Source organism: Hymenobacter oligotrophus, from assembly GCF_003574965.1.
GTDB lineage: Bacteria > Bacteroidota > Bacteroidia > Cytophagales > Hymenobacteraceae > Solirubrum > Solirubrum oligotrophum.
In genome coordinates this window covers 3,016,223-3,031,108 of sequence record NZ_CP032317.1, presented here as the reverse complement: position 1 = coordinate 3,031,108, position 14,886 = coordinate 3,016,223, and the positions used below count along the sequence as shown (strand labels likewise).

The following is a 14,886-nucleotide window of genomic DNA, read 5'->3' as shown; positions in this document are numbered from 1 at the left end:
AAACTTACATTCGACATGCGCAAACTTCTACTGCTGTTCCTTTGCACCATAATGGTGCTCATCGAGCCGGCCGAAGCCTTAGCGGAGGTGGCAATGGCCTCAGTGGCCACCACCGAGGCTCTAGCCGAGGCTGCCGTGGCCACGCCCGTGCCCAGCCCCAACTACAAGCGTTACAAAGGCAACAGCCGCCGCAAGCGCGGCCCCATTGCCGCCATGAAGCGCTGGGCCAAGCGCCGCAAAACCCGCCGCAAAATCCGCGCAGCGCACAAAGCCAACCCCAGCAAAGCGGGCTCGCGCAAAGGCGTAATCACCGTCGACAAGCCCGTGCGCAGCAAGTAAGCCGCGCCCGGCCCTAGGTATCGGCCGCTCTTGCCTTTGGCAGGAGCGGCCGATTGTTTTTGCCGCTTAGCGGGTGTAGCTTCTGGTGCGAACGAGGTAGCGGGTGGTGTTGATATCCTGCCGAACGCGCAACACTAGCTTGGTTTTGGTGTGCTCTTCGATAACGAACTCGCCGCCACCTTGCAGCTGCAACCGGTTGTCGGTAATCCAGTAGCTGAACCGGCCTACTACCGCGCCGTTGTTGTACACGGTGTACAAGCGGTCCACTTCGTCGAAGTTGATGGCGTGCAAACCCGTGCGGTAGGGCATTAGGTAAGTGCTCAGCAGCTGGTTGTTTTCGTCGAACATGTCCTGGCGCTCGTCAAGCCCTTGCCAGTTGCCCTCGAGGGTGGGCGCAGGCTCGGCGGGGGTGGGTTTTTTGTGGCAGCTGCTTAGGGCAATGCCCGCCGCCACGGCTAGGTAGGCGAGGTATTTCATGTGCAACACAAGGTAGTAGGCGAGGACAAGAGGCTATTTAAAGCCCACGGGTTGCATGCCGAAGCGCCGGCCGCCAAGCCCGGCTGCGGCCGATTGCCTACACTTGGTTTTGGGTTTGCCCCGGCAGCCCCAACTTTGCGTAGAAGTATCCCACCACACCCGACCAGCTCAGCCCAATGCCAACATCCCGGATCGAACACGATTTTCTTGGGGAACGCACCCTTCCCAACGACGTTTACTACGGTATTCAAACCCTGCGCGCCCTCGAGAACTTCGACATCACGGGTATTCCGCTGCGCGCCGAGCCGCTGTTTGTGCAGTCGTTGGGCTACGTGAAGAAAGCCGCTGCCTTGGCCAACCGCGACCTAGGCGTGCTCGACCCCGCTATTGCCCGCTGCATTGCCGACGCCTGCGACCAGGTAATTGCCGGCCAGCACGACGATCAGTTTCTGACGGACATGATCCAGGGCGGGGCCGGCACCTCCGTGAACATGAACGCCAACGAGGTAATTGCCAACGTGGCGCTGGAGCTGATGGGCAAAAAGAAGGGCCAGTACGAGTTTTGCCACCCCAACAACCACGTAAACTGCTCGCAGTCGACAAACGACGCGTACCCCACGGCGTTCCGCATTGCCCTCAACAACAAGCTGGCGGGCTACCGCGACGAGCTTTCCATGCTGGCCGATGCCTTTGCCGCCAAGGGCGAGGAGTTTCGGAACGTGCTGAAAATGGGCCGCACCCAACTGCAAGACGCCGTGCCCATGAGCATGGGCGACGAGTTTAAGGCCTTTGCCACCAACCTGCGCGAGGAGCTGCTGCGCATCGACGACTCGCGTCACCTCATCAGCGAAATCAACATGGGCGCTACGGCCATCGGCACGCGCGTAAACGCCCCCAACGGCTACGCGGAGCTGGTAACCCAATACCTGCGCGACCTCACCGGCCTCGACTTGGTGCTGGCCGGCGACTTGATTGAGGCCACTTACGACACCGGTGCCTACGTGCAGCTCTCGGGCGTGCTGAAGCGCACAGCCGTAAAGCTTTCTAAGATTTGCAACGATTTGCGCCTGCTCTCCTCGGGCCCGCGGGCTGGCTTGTTCGAGATTAACCTGCCGCCGCTGCAGCCGGGCTCCAGCATCATGCCCGGCAAAGTGAACCCCGTAGTGCCCGAAGTGGTAAACCAAACGGCCTTCTACGTAATCGGCGCCGACCTAACGGTAACCATGGCGGCCGAAGCCGGCCAGTTGCAGCTGAACGTGATGGAGCCGGTAATATCGTTTTCGCTGTTCACGAGCATCTCGTACATGAGCCGCGCCTGCCGCACCCTGCGCGAAAAGTGCGTGGTGGGCATCACGGCCAACGCCAAACACGCCGAAGATATGGTGCGCAACAGCGTGGGCATCGTAACTCAGCTCAACCCCGTATTGGGCTACGAAACCTCGGCCGAAATAGCCAAAGAAGCCCTGCGCACCGGCAAATCGGTGTACCAAATTGCCGTAACCGAGCGCCAGCTGCTTTCGCAGGCCAAGTGGGATGAAATTTTCACGTTCGAAAACCTTATCCGCCCGCACTTTATTCAGTAGCCCACCCCATTGCCTAGTGAACCGAAGCCAAGCCGGCCGGTAGCCACGTGCTGCCGGCCGGCTTGTTGCTTGCGCCGTGCCCGCGCTGGCCCTAGGCCAAATCTGCCCACGGCAGCATAAGCATGTGATGCGCAGTGCCGATATTTTCTTAACTACTGCTTGAACGACAGCTGGTTGTAGCACGATCATGTCGGGTTGAAATAGCCGACCGGGTACCCGAAGCGAGTAGCATTGCATTCGGAACACGCACTAAACCCTACCGCTATGAAAACCAACCCAATGCCTGCCCCCCAAACCGCTGCGCTTGCCCTGCCCGTTTCGTTTGCCACGAGCACCCGCTTGCCGCATGCCTTGCTGGGCCTGCTGGCCCTAGGTGCCGCTTTTGTTACGCAGCCCGCCAAGGCCCAGGAAGCGACCCAGCCCGTAACCGTGCAAAAAGTCGACGACGTGAGCTTTCGGGTGCGCGTGCACAACCCTGGCCTGCACCCGGGCCGCGTGGAGGTACAAAACCTCGCAACCGGCCAGTTGCTTTTCAGCCAGGATTACGCCGACAAGGCCTATGGGCACCGCTTTGGCTTCGGTAACCTGGCCGAGGGGCGCTACGCCATTGTAGTGAAGACCGATAAACTGCAGTACCGCTACACCGTGCGCTTGCAGCGTAGCGGCGCGCAACGGGCCGTAGCTGTGCGCGGCATACGCGTGCGCCTGGCTAAGCAGAGCCCGGGCTCGTTGGCTGCTGCTCCAGCAACTCGGTCGGCAGCCGGCGGCCTGTAGCCACGGCGGCCCAAGGCCCCAACCCGCCCCGCAGCGGCTTGCTTGTGGCTTTTGCCCTGTAGCAAGCCGCTGCGGGGCTTTTTGCGGCCGTGCAAAACCGAACACGGTGCCCGCAAGTGGACACATTTGGAAAGGTATAGCAACGATAATTTGTGGTTAAAATGCTGATAATAACCGATTTATAAATTTGGCATCGGTATTGAAAATATAAGCTGGCTCCTATGCTGAGGCTGTCCGGAACTGCACACCGCTCGGGTGGCAACCGGCTCCCGGCAAAGCAGGACACTAATTCTTCATCATCGCATACCCCAACCTTTTTCCCATACCGCTATGAAAACCTTCTTCGCTTCTGCCCTCCGCGCCCAATTGCCAACTGCCTCGGTTGCCGCGCCTGCTCAGGCCGGCGGCTCCTACGCTTCGCGGGTGCTGCTGGGTCTCCTGGCCCTAGGTGGCGCGCTGGCCGCATCGCCCGTGCAGGCCTTGCCGGGCCAACCCGTTTCGGTAGAGCGCGTCGACGAGGTGAGCTTTCGGGTGCGCATCAGCAACCCTGGCCTGCAACCGGGTCAAGTGCAGGTGGTAAGCCTGAGCAGCGGCAAAACGCTCTTCAGCGAAACCTACGCCGATGCCACTTACGGCCACCGCTTCAACTTTGGCGTGCTGCCGGCAGGCCGCTACGCCCTGGTGGTGAAAGCAGGCGCGCAGCAGTACCGCTACACGCTGCAGGCCGCGGGCAAGCAGCGCGCCGTGGCCATGCGCAGCATTAAGGTGCGCATGGGCAAAACCACGCCGGCCACGCTGGCGGCTACGCCGGTCGTTCGTCCGGTGGCTCAGTTGTAAGGGCCACTGGCCCGCTTGCTAGTGGCCCGCCCCGGCCTGCTACTTTATGCAGGCCGGGGCGGGCTTGCGCGTAGTTAGGGGGCTGCCGGGGTCGGGGTAGCGGGCAGCAACGTATTGGCCATGGCTTTCAGGTCGAGGTCGTCGACGAATACATCGGCTACCGTCAACACCGAAAACAGGTAGCGTTTCAACTCGGCGGGGTTGGGCTGCTCGTGGCGCAGCGCCGCCTGCACCAAGTGCAGCGCCAAGTCGGCCAGCACCAGCTTCTTGCGCTCCAGCAAATTAGTTTCGGCTACGGCGGTGCTTTCGGTAAGGGCGTGCGCCTGGTGCACAAGCGCCAAAATTTGGTCCTGCATAGGGGTTGAGCTCGGGGGTGCAGTAAGGTAGCGGAAATATGCCCTAGGTGGCGCGGGCTGCGGATTAGCCAAGCAGCTTGTAGTACACCATGGTGCTTTGCAGCGTGCCGGCCTCGTTGCGCACGTAGGCGGGTATTTCGCCGGCCAACGTGTAGCCCATTTGCTGGTACAGCAGCTCGGCGGCGTCGCCGCGGCGGGTATCGAGCACGAGGGTGCTGCGTTGGTGCTGGCGGGCGTAGCCCTCGAGGGCTTGCAGCAGGGCCCGGGCCAGGCCTTGGCGGCGGTAGGCTGAGTGCACCAGCAGCTTGCTTACCTCGGCGCGGTGCGGGGCGTTGGGTTTGGTAGCCAGCACCAGTTGCACGGTGCCGCACACGCGGCCGTAGGGGGCTTCGGCGGTTAGCAGCACGGTTTCGCCGGCGTTTACCGCGGCCCGTACGCCGGCCCAGTACTGCGCCGCTGCAGCGGCGGTTAGCGGGTGCAAGTAGCCTACCGAGGCGCCGTTGGCTACGGCATCAATCAGCAATTCGCCAAGAGCCGCCAACCTAGGAGGTACTTCGGCGGGGGTAAGGGCCCGAATGTTCATGGCGCAAACAACGGCCCTGCACCGGTAGCGAGCAAGCGCGGCCCGGCTTGGTGTCCTAGGTACTGGCCCGCAGCAAGCAACAAGGGGGACAGCTCGGCGAAGCCATAATTGACTGCTTTGCTTTACATTAGGTAGCTGCTGCGCTCATCAACTTAGCCTTGCCATGCTACCTTACGCTACTGTTTTACTGCACATCCCGTTTGGTCAAGTGTTTCGCTCGACGCTGGTAACAGTGCCTTTTGTGTTGGTGTGCTTGTTTGTGCTGCTGTTGCTGCGCAACGCGGCCGCCGACCCGCCCCGGGGGCGCTACCGGCTTATCCACGGACTCAACTTCTTTGCCTTGCTCTTCGCAGGCTATTGGTACTCCAACCGCGACGAGGTGTGGCTGCCGGGCGTTTTGCTTTGCGTGCCGGTTATTTTTCTGGTGTTGGCCGTGCTGCTCAACCGCAAGCCCGGGGGCGCTGCTACGCCCGCGCCCCCGGCTGCCAACCCGCCGGCTGCTACGGATGGCCCCAGCGGTACCCATTTGACCTGAAGCCCAAGAGCCAAATACCACGGCAACGCCAGCGCCCTGGGGGCGCTGGCGTTGCCGTGGTAGTGCGGTAAAGCGGCGGGGTTAGCGCATGGCCGTGGCGCCGGAGCTCAGGGCCACGCTGCGCGTGGTGTGCAAGTCGAGGCTGTAGCGGTGGGTTTGGTTGCCAATGCGAACCACAAACGCATATTGGCCGTCGGGCAGGCTGCCTACGTTTATCTTCTCGCCGAAGGTAGGACGCGAGCTGTTGCCCTGATACAATACGTTGCCGTCGCGCAAGCGCACAAGCTGCACTTTGGCCGCTTGTTGGGTGGGGTTGCTCACGCGCACCAGGTATGTAAAGTCGGCCACTTTATCTACGTGCACGGGTTGTCCGTTGGGCGACTGCGCCAGGGTAGGTTGCGCGAAACCCAGGCCGGCGAAGGCGGCCATCATCAGTACTCGGGGGGCGGTTTGCAGAAGCGTTTTCATAGTAGGGTAAGGTTGGGAGTGGGTTGGCTTGTAACCAGTGCCGGGCACCTGCCTGGCGTTCGGGTTAGTAGGCACTAAATTACGCCCTACCGTTGCCTGCTTCGTTTCACATATTCATGTGATGCTTGCTGAAAACCAGTTTTTTAGTGCGGTTTCGGGGGTGAAATAACCCATATATGTGGTACGGGGCCTGGCCAACCGCTGCCCCGCAGCAACGCCACGGCCCGGCTGCGCGGCGCAACCGGGCCGTGGCGTTGCTGCGGGGCCTAGACCCCAGCACTTACCACGAGCCGCTGTTATCGTTGGTATCGTCGAAGCCGCCCCCGCCGGTATCCTCCGACGAAGGATCGTCGTAGGCCGCGGCATCGTCGTTGGAAAAGTAGTCGGCCGAGTTGTCCTGCAAGGCTTCTTCGCTGAAGAAGTCGGGGGCGGGCTCGGCGCCTAGGTCGTTGGTGCCGCTGTCGCCTAGAGCCGCAAAGCCGCCCGCAGCGCCAGCAGCCGGCGCGGTGGGCAGCGGCGGGGTGCCGCCGGCACCTAGGTCTTTGCCCGTAAAGTTGGGATGGTTGTCGGAAGCCGAGGCCATGCGGTTGCCCAAGTAGGCGCCGGCTGCGGCGGCCGCGCCGGTAAGCAGCGCGCCGCCCATGCCGCTGCTTAGGCCGCCTCCGCCGCGGTTGGGGTAAAAGTCGGGAGCGGGTTGCTGCATGGGTGCGCGGCCGTAGCTGCCCGCTTGGTTGTGGCCGCCCGTGGCACCGTAGCCGCCGCCGGTGCCGTAGCCGCCGCTTGGGCCGGCGGGCCGGTTGGGGTAAAAGTCGGGTACCGGGCCGCTGGGTGCCGCCGGGGTTTGCTTGCGCCGAAACAGCCGCATGAGTAACCACACGCCGCCTCCGAGCACCAGCGCCCCCAGCACCATGCTGCCGATACCTAGGCCGGGGCCAGCCGGCGCGGCAGCGGGTTGCGAGTTGGGCGAAAAAGGTTCGTCGCCGTAGCTCGGCGGGGGAGCTTGCACGCTGCTGCTACTGGGGCTGCCGGCGCCCAGGCTTGAATTGCTGCCGCCCGCGGGAGCGGTGCTGCTTGCCGCGGCGGCGGGCTCGCGCCGCGGTGCCGACTCGGGGTTGGCCGCCAGCATTAGCTCGTTCAGCCCCGTGCGCAGCCCGGCAAAGTAGCGGCCTTGCTTGAACTCGGGAGTCATTTGCTGGCCAATTATGCGCTGCGTTAGCGCGGGCGTAATCTGCTGGCGCAGCCCCGCCCCGGCTTGGATGCTTACCTGCCGCTCTTGCCCGGCTAGCAGCACCACCACGCCGTTGTTTTGGGCGCGTTGGCCCACGCCCCAGGCCTCGCCTAGGTCGCGGGCGTAGTCGGCTACGGGGCGGCCGCCCAGCGTGGGCACGGTTACCACCACTATTTGGGTGCCGGTGTTGTCGGCGTAGCGGCGCAGGCCGCGCTCCAAGGTGTTGGCATCGGCGGGGCTTAGCAGCTGCGCCGCGTCGGTTACAAACTTAAACGGGTTGGGTCGCGGCGGCAGTTCACCGGCCGGCGCGGCTAGCAGGGGTTGGCCCCATCCGGCCACCACCAGCAAGCAAACAATCAGAAAGCGGTACATGAGGTATCGGGGGTAAAGCCGCGGAGCACGCCCGCGCTGCCCCTGTTGTACGCCTACGCAACCAGCAGGGCTACATGCTTAGGCGGGCGGCCAACGCCGGATAAGGCAAATCAGCAAACCGAGTTACGGCGCAGCTCGGAGCAGCGGTTATTTCTGCTTGAGGTACGCCGATGCTGGTACCAGCTCAAAAGCCGGATCGGTGCCAAAAATGCCTTGCAACGAAACCGTATGACGCGCGCCGAAAATGGCCAGAATGCGCTTGCTGCCCGTGGCCAGCTGGGTGGTGGCCACGTTGGAGTAAATCTTCAGGTCGCGGTTGTAGATTACCGAAATGAACTCGGCACCCACGTAGCGCGGGTTGATAAAGCCGGCATCCACCATGGCATCGGGCTTTAGGGTGCCGTGGGTTACCCGCGCGGGCGTGCGGTACACCAGCGTGTGTAGCTCTTGCACCAGGGCGGGGCTGTTCAGGTATGTCAGGTACTGGCCCATTGTAAGCGAGCCGCTTTGCATTTGCTGGCCCACGGCCTTGGTTTTCTCGCGCAGCCGGGCAGTGGCTTGCTGGTACAGCTCGATGTTGGTGCCCTCGTGCAAAATGCTTTGCGAAGTACCGCCGGGCGCGTTTACGCAGTAAATGCGCTCGTGACCCAGGCGCTTGCCCAGCACAAATGCCACCTGAAACACCTCGGAGCGGCCATCGGGCAAGGTCGCCAGCTCGAGTTGGCCCTGGCGGTACAACCGGTACAAGCTATCGATGCGGCCTTGCTGCTCGGGCAGCTGCTCCACCATAATCGCATCGGGCCGAAAACGCTCGAGTTGGTGGTTGAAGGCGGTTAGCTCGGCCTGCCGCTGCGGCATGAGCACATCGGTGTGGGGCTTGTCGGGTTTGTACAGCTGGGCCAGGTGGTCGCAGCCAAGCACCCAAATGGCCGTGCGCGGGCCCGCGTTGGTTGCCGAAGCAGTGGTTGATTTTTGCGCAGTGGCGCACCCAAACAGGCTGGCAAGGGCCAGCAAACCCGGCAGTAACAATCGGTTCATGCAGATACGTCGTGCTAATAAATGCGGGCTAAAGTACTGCTTTGCTCCTTGTGGCTACGCGCCTAGCTGAACCTAGGATAGGTGCTCTGCGCGGCGCCGCACGCCGGGTTTCTTGTGCAGCTCCTGCGGTGCCTCGGCCGGGCTGGCCACCGGTGCCTGAGGCCGGCGCCGCGTTGCCGACCTAGTGCCAATGCGGGTGCTTGCCAAGGGTTTCGGGCCGTTGTACCTGCTCCGATTACGCTCGAGCTGGTGCCTTTAAAAGCACGATCAAACAAAATAATGATAGTAATACTTTAAAACATGAGTGCGCCGCTCTATTTTGGCTCAACAAAACCCTGTACCTATCATGAACTGGTTGAAGAAAACTCTACTGACGACCTTGTTGCTGCTGACTGTGGTCGGCTTGGCGTGCGCCAACAACCCCGATGCCGTGTTGGGCGTCTGGAAAAACGGCGAAGGCACCGGCATGGTGCAGATCTACAAGAAAGGCGACAAATACTACGGCCGCGTGGTGTGGCTGAAAGTGCCCAACAACCCCGACGGCACGCCCCGCACCGACATCAACAACCCCGACGAAAAGCTGCGCAAACGCCCGCTCAAAGGCCTCGAAAACATGCGCGAGTTCGTGTACGTGGGCGAGAACGAGTGGGAATCGGGCCAGATTTACGACCCCAAAACCGGCAACGACTACTCCTGCGAGATGAAGCTCGTGGACGCCAACACGCTGGAGGTGCGCGGCTACATCGGCGTGTCGCTTTTTGGCCGCACCGATGTGTGGAAGCGCCAGGTTAAGAAGGCTTAAGCCGCGCGCCTCATGCAACTACGCTCCTGCCTCCTGGCCGGGTTACTGCTGGCGGCCGCCCCGGCGCTGGCCCAAACCACGCCCACCCCGCCGCCCGCCGCCCCCGCCGATTCGCTCGACTTCGGCGAGTTCGGCGATGCCGACGCCCAGGCCTCGCGCGCCTATGCCACGCAAAAGGTGCTGTACCTGAGCCCCACCAAGCTTATCTCGGTGGGCTACGAAACCCAAACCGGCTTCGACCTCACGGCCCGCGGGCCGCAGGCGGCCTCGGGCACCGCGCCCGAGGTTACCACGCCCGTCAACCGCTTCGGGGGGCTGCGCCTGGGTTTCAACGCGCCCGTTATTTCGCGCTCCAGCTTCATCCTGAACCTGGGCCTCACGTACTGGAACACCGGCGTCGGCCTCGACAACGCCGAGCAGCGCCCCTTGTTTACGGCCCTGCGCCGCGGCTTGCGCTCTACGGGCGTCAACGCCACCGTGTTCAAGCCCTTCGACAACAAGCACTTTCTGCTGCTGCAAGCCAACGCCGACCTCAACGGCAACTACCGCGGCTTCGACGACCTCAGCGGCGAGGCGCTTACCTACAGCGGCACGGCCATTTACGGCTGGAAACCCAACGACAACTTTATGTGGGGCTTGGGTCTTACGCGCACCTACCGCGCCGGCCAGCTGCTGCACATCCCGGTGGTGTTTTACAACCGCACGTTTAGCCCGCGTTGGGGCGTAGAGGCCGTGTTTCCGGCCCGCGTCAACCTGCGCCGCAGTTTCGGTACCAGCTCGCTGCTCATGTTTGGCTACGAGCTCGAGGGCAACACCTACTACCTAGGGCCCGTGGGCGGGCAGGAGCTGTTTTTGCGCCGCGGCGAAATGAAGCCCCGTATCACCTACGAGCGGCAGCTGGCGGGCTTCGTGTGGCTCTCGGCGCAGGTGGGCTACCGCTACAACTGGCGCTTCGATGTGTACGACTCGCAAAACCCCGGTGGCTCCAACCGCGAGGTGTACACCAACACGCTCGGCAACCCGCTTTATTTCAACCTCAGCGTAAACCTCGTGAGCCCCTAGGTGGGTTGGCCCTTGTACTAGGCAAGGCACCCGCCCGGCTGTTGCAAAGCGGCCGAGCGGGTTTGTTGTACAAGGGTGTATTGGATGATGCAGCTGGCAGCGTTTCGCGGCACTGGCTGCGTGCCGGGCGAGGAGGGGTTGGCTTAATCTTTGTCGGTGGGTGAGCTGCCCTTTACTGTTCAGCTTAACCTCCACCGCATGCGTCCATCTCTCCTCTTCTCCGCTTTGCTCGTCGGCGCCGCCTTGGCTTTTAGCGCTGCTCCGGCCCGTGCCCAAGTCACCATCAACATCGGCCGCCCCGCGCCGGTAGTGGTGCGCGAAGTAGACCCAGTTAAATACAAGTACAAGAAACACCGCTACTACTCGCGGCCGCGGCCCGTAATGTTGGTGCCCGCTCAGCCGGTGTATTACGGCCCCAAGGGCGGCCACCGCAGCCGGGGCCACGGGCACGGTCGTCACTAAATCACGCTACTAGAAACACAGCCGGCTCTTGCTTCGTGCAAGAGCCGGCTGTGTTTTAGGAAAAAGACTATCTGACTTAATGCACGACATTAAGCAGCTTTATCGATGCACTGTCAAGGCAAAGCGCGTTAGTTCCAAATAACTATGATGCGCGAGAGCCTGAGCCAAAACTCCTAAGTGCTGGCGAAACAGGTCAAGCAGTTCATTGGTGCGAATGTTGCCCGTCGACACCAACAGCAGCTTGTGGGGTCGTTGGTGCAGCAGAAAGGTATTGACGAAGTCGGCGTCTTTGGTAATTACCCAGCGTCGCTCGCGCACCGATAATTCACTAATAGCTCCATCGGATGTATGGTTGGCTTCGGGTAGATCGAGCGTGTGCAAAGCATCGAGCCCGGCTTCGCTGGCCAAAAGCTGCGCCAGCCGCCGCGGCAGTTGCGCATCTACCAGCACCTTGGGCACCGCCCCGCTCACGAAGCCAGCCGGTAAATGGTTTTGGTGCGCAGCAACTCTGCCGCGTAGGCTTGGCAGGCGCGTAAATCATCGGCCTCCAAGTCGGGGTAATCTTCCAGAATTTCAGCGTCAGTCATGCCAGAAGCGAGAAGTTCTAGCACGTTCTGCACCGGGTAGCGCAGCCCGCGCACGGTCGGTTGCCCGTGGCAAATGTTCGGGTCGACGGTGATGCGTGCCAGTAGAGAGGCGTCAGCGGAAGTAGTCATTGTACTGACAAAGTACACAAAATGTCTCCTTGGTACCTAGGGGGCGTTGGTTTGATAACTCAGACTCACTTAGAAGCATCTATATATCAACATAACTAAGGCAGCCGACTTGCCGCTGCGCGGTATAGGAAACACAATCTCCAGATCATGCGCTAGGCACGAGCTGCAAGCTCGTGCCAGTTACGAAATAGTGTACCAGTTCAGAAAAAGTAGAAATACTCATCCCAAACTTCGCCTTCGGGTGAAAACTCCAACTCTTACACGAACAGCGGGAACATCGGACCATTCTTTGGCTCAGGTCCTATGTTGTGCACAACCCGGTAGTAATGCGTAGGGCGGTGGGCATCCAGTCGAATCGATAACCCGCTAAACTCAATGACTAAATCTTCCAGCTTATGATTTCCCAGGCTCTGCTCGTTGATGTCCAACTCAGCCGGGTTCGGATGTGCTAGAACTTTAACTGTTGCTGTATAGGCTCTTGCCCAAAGCTCTTCCAACAAATCTGGAAAAGGCCAATCTATTGTGTGGGGCCAATGCACAGAAGTATGAGGCATAGCGTTTGTTCAGGGCTAGTGAGGCAATCCGTAAATAATAACTTCATCGGCGGCTTAGATAATCACGCAACAAAAAAGCCCGGCACTTGTGCCAGGCTTTTTTGTTGCGTGGTGACAACTTATGCGCTGCAAGCTTCGCAGGCATCGGGATTATCCAGTGAGCAGGCCATGTCGTTACGGTTCTGCTCGGCGTACACGGGCTCCAGCGTTTCGGCGGCTTGCTTCTGCACCGTGAACTTGATGGCGTCGACGGCGGCTTTGGTGCGCAGGTAGTACATGCCGGTCTTCAGGCCGCGCTTCCAGGCGTGGAAGTGCATGGAGGTGAGCTTGCCGAAGTTCGGGTTCTGTACGTGCAGGTTCAGGCTCTGGCTTTGGCAGATGTACGCCCCGCGGTCGGCAGCCATATCGATAATGGTGCGCTGCGAGATTTCCCAAACCGTTTTGTACAGGTCCTTGATGTGCTGCGGAATGCTCGGGATGTTCTGCACCGAGCCGTTGGCGGCGATGATGTCGTTCTTCATCTGCTCGTTCCAGAGGCCCAGCTTCACCAGGTCTTTGAGCAGGTGCTTGTTCACCACCATAAACTCGCCGCTCAGCACGCGGCGCACGTAAATGTTGGAGGTGTAAGGCTCGAACGACTCGTTGTTGCCCAGGATTTGGGCCGTAGAGGCCGTAGGCATGGGGGCTACCAGCAGCGAGTTGCGCACGCCGTACTCCTGTACCTCCGCACGCAGCGCTTCCCAATCCCAGCGGCCCGACTCGGGCGCAACGCCCCACATATCGAACTGGAACTGGCCTTTGCTGATGGGCGAGCCGGGGTAGGTTTCGTAGTGGCCGTCGCGCTTGGCCAGGTCCTTCGAGGCCGTAACGGCCGCGAAGTAGATGGTCTCGAAGATATCCTTGTTTAAGCCGATTGCCTCGTCGCTTTCGAAAGGCATGCGCAGCGCGATAAAGGTATCGGCCAGGCCCTGCACACCCAGGCCAATGGGGCGGTGGCGCTTGTTGCTGCGCTCGGCCTCGGGCACGGGGTAGTAGTTAATGTCGATTACCTTGTTCAGGTTCTTGGTGGCGTGGTACGTCACCTCAAACAGGCGCTGGTGGTCGAAGAACGTGCGGCCGTTTTCCTCGCGTACGTAGCGGGGCAGGGCCAGCGAGGCCAGGTTACACACGGCAATTTCGTCGGCGTCGGTGTACTCGATAATCTCGGTGCACAGGTTGCTCGACTTAATCGTGCCTAGGTTCTGCTGGTTGCTCTTGCGGTTGGCAGCGTCCTTGAACAGCATGTAGGGCGTGCCAGTCTCGGTCTGGCTTTCCAGAATGGCAAACCACAGGTCTTGCGCCTTGATGGTTTTGCGGCCGCGGCCTTCGCGCTCGTACTTCTGGTACAGCCGCTCAAAGTCGTCGCCCCAGCTCGTATCGAGGCCCGGGCACTCGTGGGGGCACATCAGCGTCCAGAGGTCGTTGCCCTCCACACGCTTCATGAACAAGTCGTTGATCCAGAGGGCGTAGAACAGGTCGCGGGCGCGCATCTCTTCCTTGCCGTGGTTCTTCTTCAGCTCCAGGAAGTCGAAGATATCGGCGTGCCAGGGCTCGAGGTACACCGCAAAAGCGCCCTTGCGCTTGCCGCCGCCCTGGTCAACGTAGCGGGCCGTGTCGTTGAACACCTTCAGCATGGGCGTGAGGCCGTTGGAGGTGCCGTTGGTGCCCTTGATGTAGCTGCCCGTGGCGCGCACGTTGTGCACGGCCAGGCCAATGCCGCCGGCGCTCTGCGAAATGAGCGCGCAGTTTTTCAGCGTGTCGTAGATACCCTCAATGGAGTCGTCCTTCATCGTGAGCAAGAAGCACGAGCTGAGTTGCGGCTTGGGCGTGCCCGCGTTGAAGAGGGTAGGCGTAGCGTGCGTAAACCACCGTTCCGACATCAGGTTGTACGTCTCGATGGCCTGCTCGATGTCGTCGCGGTGAATGCCCACGGCCACGCGCATCAGCATGTGCTGCGGGCGCTCCACCACCTTGCCGTCGAGGCGCAGCAGGTAGGAGCGCTCCAGCGTTTTGAAGCCGAAGTAGTCGTAGTTGTAGTCGCGGTCGTAGATGATGGCCGAGTCGAGCTGGGCGGCGTGCTTGTGCACCACCTCCCACACGTCGCGGGCAATCAGCGAAGCGTTTTCGCCGGTTTTGGGGTCCTCGTAGGTGTACAGCCGCTTCATGGTGCTGCTGAACGACTTGGAGGTAACCTTATGCAGGTTGCTCACCGCGATGCGCGCCGCCAGAATGGCGTAATCGGGGTGCTTGGTGGTAAGCGAAGCGGCGGTTTCGGCCGCCAGGTTGTCCAGCTCTACCGTCGTTACGCCGTCGTAAATCCCGTCGATGACCTTTTTGGCCACCTCAATGGGCGAGACGTAAATCATGTTCAGCCCGTAGCAGAGCTTCTCGATGCGAGCCGTAACCTTATCGAACTTGACGGACTCGCGCCGACCGTCGCGTTTAATTACCAGCATAGGCGGAAAGTTGTGGGGGTGAAGATTATACAGCGGCGCGGGCCTGTGAGAGGAGGAACTAGTTGATACCTGTTAATCTCTCCCAAGCCCGCGCCGATCATGACCGGAATATACTCGGCCCTGCTGCTCTCCTCAAGAGCAAACTCAGCAGAAAGTTTTCCACAATGGCCTGGCGCCCGTGCGCGGCCCGATTTTCTGAAGTTAT

The 14,886-nt window shown here is 61.1% G+C and carries 18 protein-coding genes; 8 read left to right on the top strand and 10 right to left on the bottom strand.

Going from position 1 to position 14,886, the window contains the following annotated elements; all coding sequences use genetic code 11:
* The first annotated feature begins 15 nt into the window (after nucleotides 1-15).
* Nucleotides 16-339 carry a hypothetical protein gene (locus D3Y59_RS12905; RefSeq protein WP_119445421.1) on the top strand — a complete coding sequence of 108 codons (324 nt, stop codon included), beginning with the start codon at nucleotides 16-18 and terminating at the stop codon, nucleotides 337-339.
* A gap of 66 nt (nucleotides 340-405) precedes the next feature.
* On the opposite strand, the gene D3Y59_RS12900 is transcribed toward D3Y59_RS12905, so the two are convergent.
* On the bottom strand, nucleotides 406-816 hold the full coding sequence (locus tag D3Y59_RS12900) for a hypothetical protein (RefSeq protein ID WP_119445420.1): 411 nt from the start codon (nucleotides 814-816) through the stop codon (nucleotides 406-408).
* Between the two features lie 176 nt (nucleotides 817-992).
* On the opposite strand from D3Y59_RS12900, the gene aspA reads away from it, so the two are divergent.
* From aspA to D3Y59_RS12885, 3 genes are all read left to right on the top strand, one after another.
* Nucleotides 993-2,399 carry an aspartate ammonia-lyase gene (gene aspA / locus D3Y59_RS12895; protein ID WP_119445419.1) on the top strand — a complete coding sequence of 469 codons (1,407 nt, stop codon included), beginning with the start codon at nucleotides 993-995 and terminating at the stop codon, nucleotides 2,397-2,399.
* Nucleotides 2,400-2,663: 264 nt separating this feature from the next.
* Complete coding sequence (locus D3Y59_RS12890) at nucleotides 2,664-3,173, top strand: hypothetical protein (RefSeq protein ID WP_119445418.1); 510 nt, start codon at nucleotides 2,664-2,666, stop codon at nucleotides 3,171-3,173.
* 330 nt (nucleotides 3,174-3,503) lie between these two features.
* The gene (locus tag D3Y59_RS12885) at nucleotides 3,504-4,010 is read left to right on the top strand and encodes a hypothetical protein (RefSeq protein ID WP_119445417.1); all 507 of its coding nucleotides are present in this window, start codon (nucleotides 3,504-3,506) and stop codon (nucleotides 4,008-4,010) included.
* A gap of 74 nt (nucleotides 4,011-4,084) precedes the next feature.
* On the opposite strand, the gene D3Y59_RS12880 is transcribed toward D3Y59_RS12885, so the two are convergent.
* Together D3Y59_RS12880 and D3Y59_RS12875 are read right to left on the bottom strand one after the other, a co-directional pair.
* Nucleotides 4,085-4,366 carry a hypothetical protein gene (locus D3Y59_RS12880; RefSeq protein ID WP_119445416.1) on the bottom strand — a complete coding sequence of 94 codons (282 nt, stop codon included), beginning with the start codon at nucleotides 4,364-4,366 and terminating at the stop codon, nucleotides 4,085-4,087.
* A 64-nt stretch (nucleotides 4,367-4,430) separates the two neighbouring features.
* Nucleotides 4,431-4,949: a GNAT family N-acetyltransferase gene (locus D3Y59_RS12875; RefSeq protein WP_119445415.1), complete on the bottom strand. Its 519-nt coding sequence runs from the start codon at nucleotides 4,947-4,949 to the stop codon at nucleotides 4,431-4,433.
* 163 nt (nucleotides 4,950-5,112) lie between these two features.
* Between D3Y59_RS12875 and D3Y59_RS12870 the strand changes: the two genes are divergently transcribed.
* Entirely contained in the window at nucleotides 5,113-5,484 is a 372-nt protein-coding gene (locus D3Y59_RS12870) for a hypothetical protein (RefSeq protein WP_162910767.1), read from the top strand.
* Between the two features lie 81 nt (nucleotides 5,485-5,565).
* Here the strand turns inward: D3Y59_RS12870 and D3Y59_RS12865 are convergent, their stop codons facing one another.
* From D3Y59_RS12865 to D3Y59_RS12855, 3 genes are all read right to left on the bottom strand, one after another.
* Nucleotides 5,566-5,952 carry a hypothetical protein gene (locus tag D3Y59_RS12865; protein WP_119445413.1) on the bottom strand — a complete coding sequence of 129 codons (387 nt, stop codon included), beginning with the start codon at nucleotides 5,950-5,952 and terminating at the stop codon, nucleotides 5,566-5,568.
* Nucleotides 5,953-6,232: 280 nt separating this feature from the next.
* Nucleotides 6,233-7,552, bottom strand: a complete 1,320-nt coding sequence (locus tag D3Y59_RS12860; protein WP_119445412.1) for a TPM domain-containing protein — start codon at nucleotides 7,550-7,552, stop codon at nucleotides 6,233-6,235.
* A gap of 147 nt (nucleotides 7,553-7,699) precedes the next feature.
* Nucleotides 7,700-8,590, bottom strand: coding sequence for a DUF5694 domain-containing protein (locus D3Y59_RS12855; RefSeq protein ID WP_119445411.1), 891 nt, complete (start codon nucleotides 8,588-8,590; stop codon nucleotides 7,700-7,702).
* A gap of 346 nt (nucleotides 8,591-8,936) precedes the next feature.
* On the opposite strand from D3Y59_RS12855, the gene D3Y59_RS12850 reads away from it, so the two are divergent.
* The 3 genes from D3Y59_RS12850 (at nucleotide 8,937) to D3Y59_RS12840 (ending at nucleotide 10,916) form a co-directional block, all read left to right on the top strand.
* Nucleotides 8,937-9,392 (top strand): DUF2147 domain-containing protein, encoded by a 456-nt coding sequence (locus D3Y59_RS12850; protein WP_119445410.1) that lies wholly within the window; start codon nucleotides 8,937-8,939, stop codon nucleotides 9,390-9,392.
* 12 nt (nucleotides 9,393-9,404) lie between these two features.
* Nucleotides 9,405-10,454, top strand: coding sequence for a DUF6268 family outer membrane beta-barrel protein (locus tag D3Y59_RS12845; RefSeq protein WP_240410361.1), 1,050 nt, complete (start codon nucleotides 9,405-9,407; stop codon nucleotides 10,452-10,454).
* A gap of 198 nt (nucleotides 10,455-10,652) precedes the next feature.
* The gene (locus D3Y59_RS12840; RefSeq protein ID WP_162910766.1) at nucleotides 10,653-10,916 is read left to right on the top strand and encodes a hypothetical protein; all 264 of its coding nucleotides are present in this window, start codon (nucleotides 10,653-10,655) and stop codon (nucleotides 10,914-10,916) included.
* 99 nt (nucleotides 10,917-11,015) lie between these two features.
* On the opposite strand, the gene D3Y59_RS12835 is transcribed toward D3Y59_RS12840, so the two are convergent.
* The 4 genes from D3Y59_RS12835 to D3Y59_RS12820 form a co-directional block, all read right to left on the bottom strand.
* Nucleotides 11,016-11,387 carry a DUF5615 family PIN-like protein gene (locus D3Y59_RS12835; protein WP_205590835.1) on the bottom strand — a complete coding sequence of 124 codons (372 nt, stop codon included), beginning with the start codon at nucleotides 11,385-11,387 and terminating at the stop codon, nucleotides 11,016-11,018.
* Entirely contained in the window at nucleotides 11,384-11,632 is a 249-nt protein-coding gene (locus D3Y59_RS12830; protein ID WP_119445408.1) for a DUF433 domain-containing protein, read from the bottom strand. Before D3Y59_RS12830 ends, D3Y59_RS12835 begins: the two co-directional genes overlap by 4 nt.
* Before the next feature lie 257 nt (nucleotides 11,633-11,889).
* Nucleotides 11,890-12,186 (bottom strand): hypothetical protein, encoded by a 297-nt coding sequence (locus tag D3Y59_RS18450; protein WP_205590834.1) that lies wholly within the window; start codon nucleotides 12,184-12,186, stop codon nucleotides 11,890-11,892.
* Between the two features lie 119 nt (nucleotides 12,187-12,305).
* Nucleotides 12,306-14,681 carry a ribonucleoside-diphosphate reductase subunit alpha gene (locus D3Y59_RS12820; protein WP_119445406.1) on the bottom strand — a complete coding sequence of 792 codons (2,376 nt, stop codon included), beginning with the start codon at nucleotides 14,679-14,681 and terminating at the stop codon, nucleotides 12,306-12,308.
* Nucleotides 14,682-14,886: the final 205 nt, after the last annotated feature.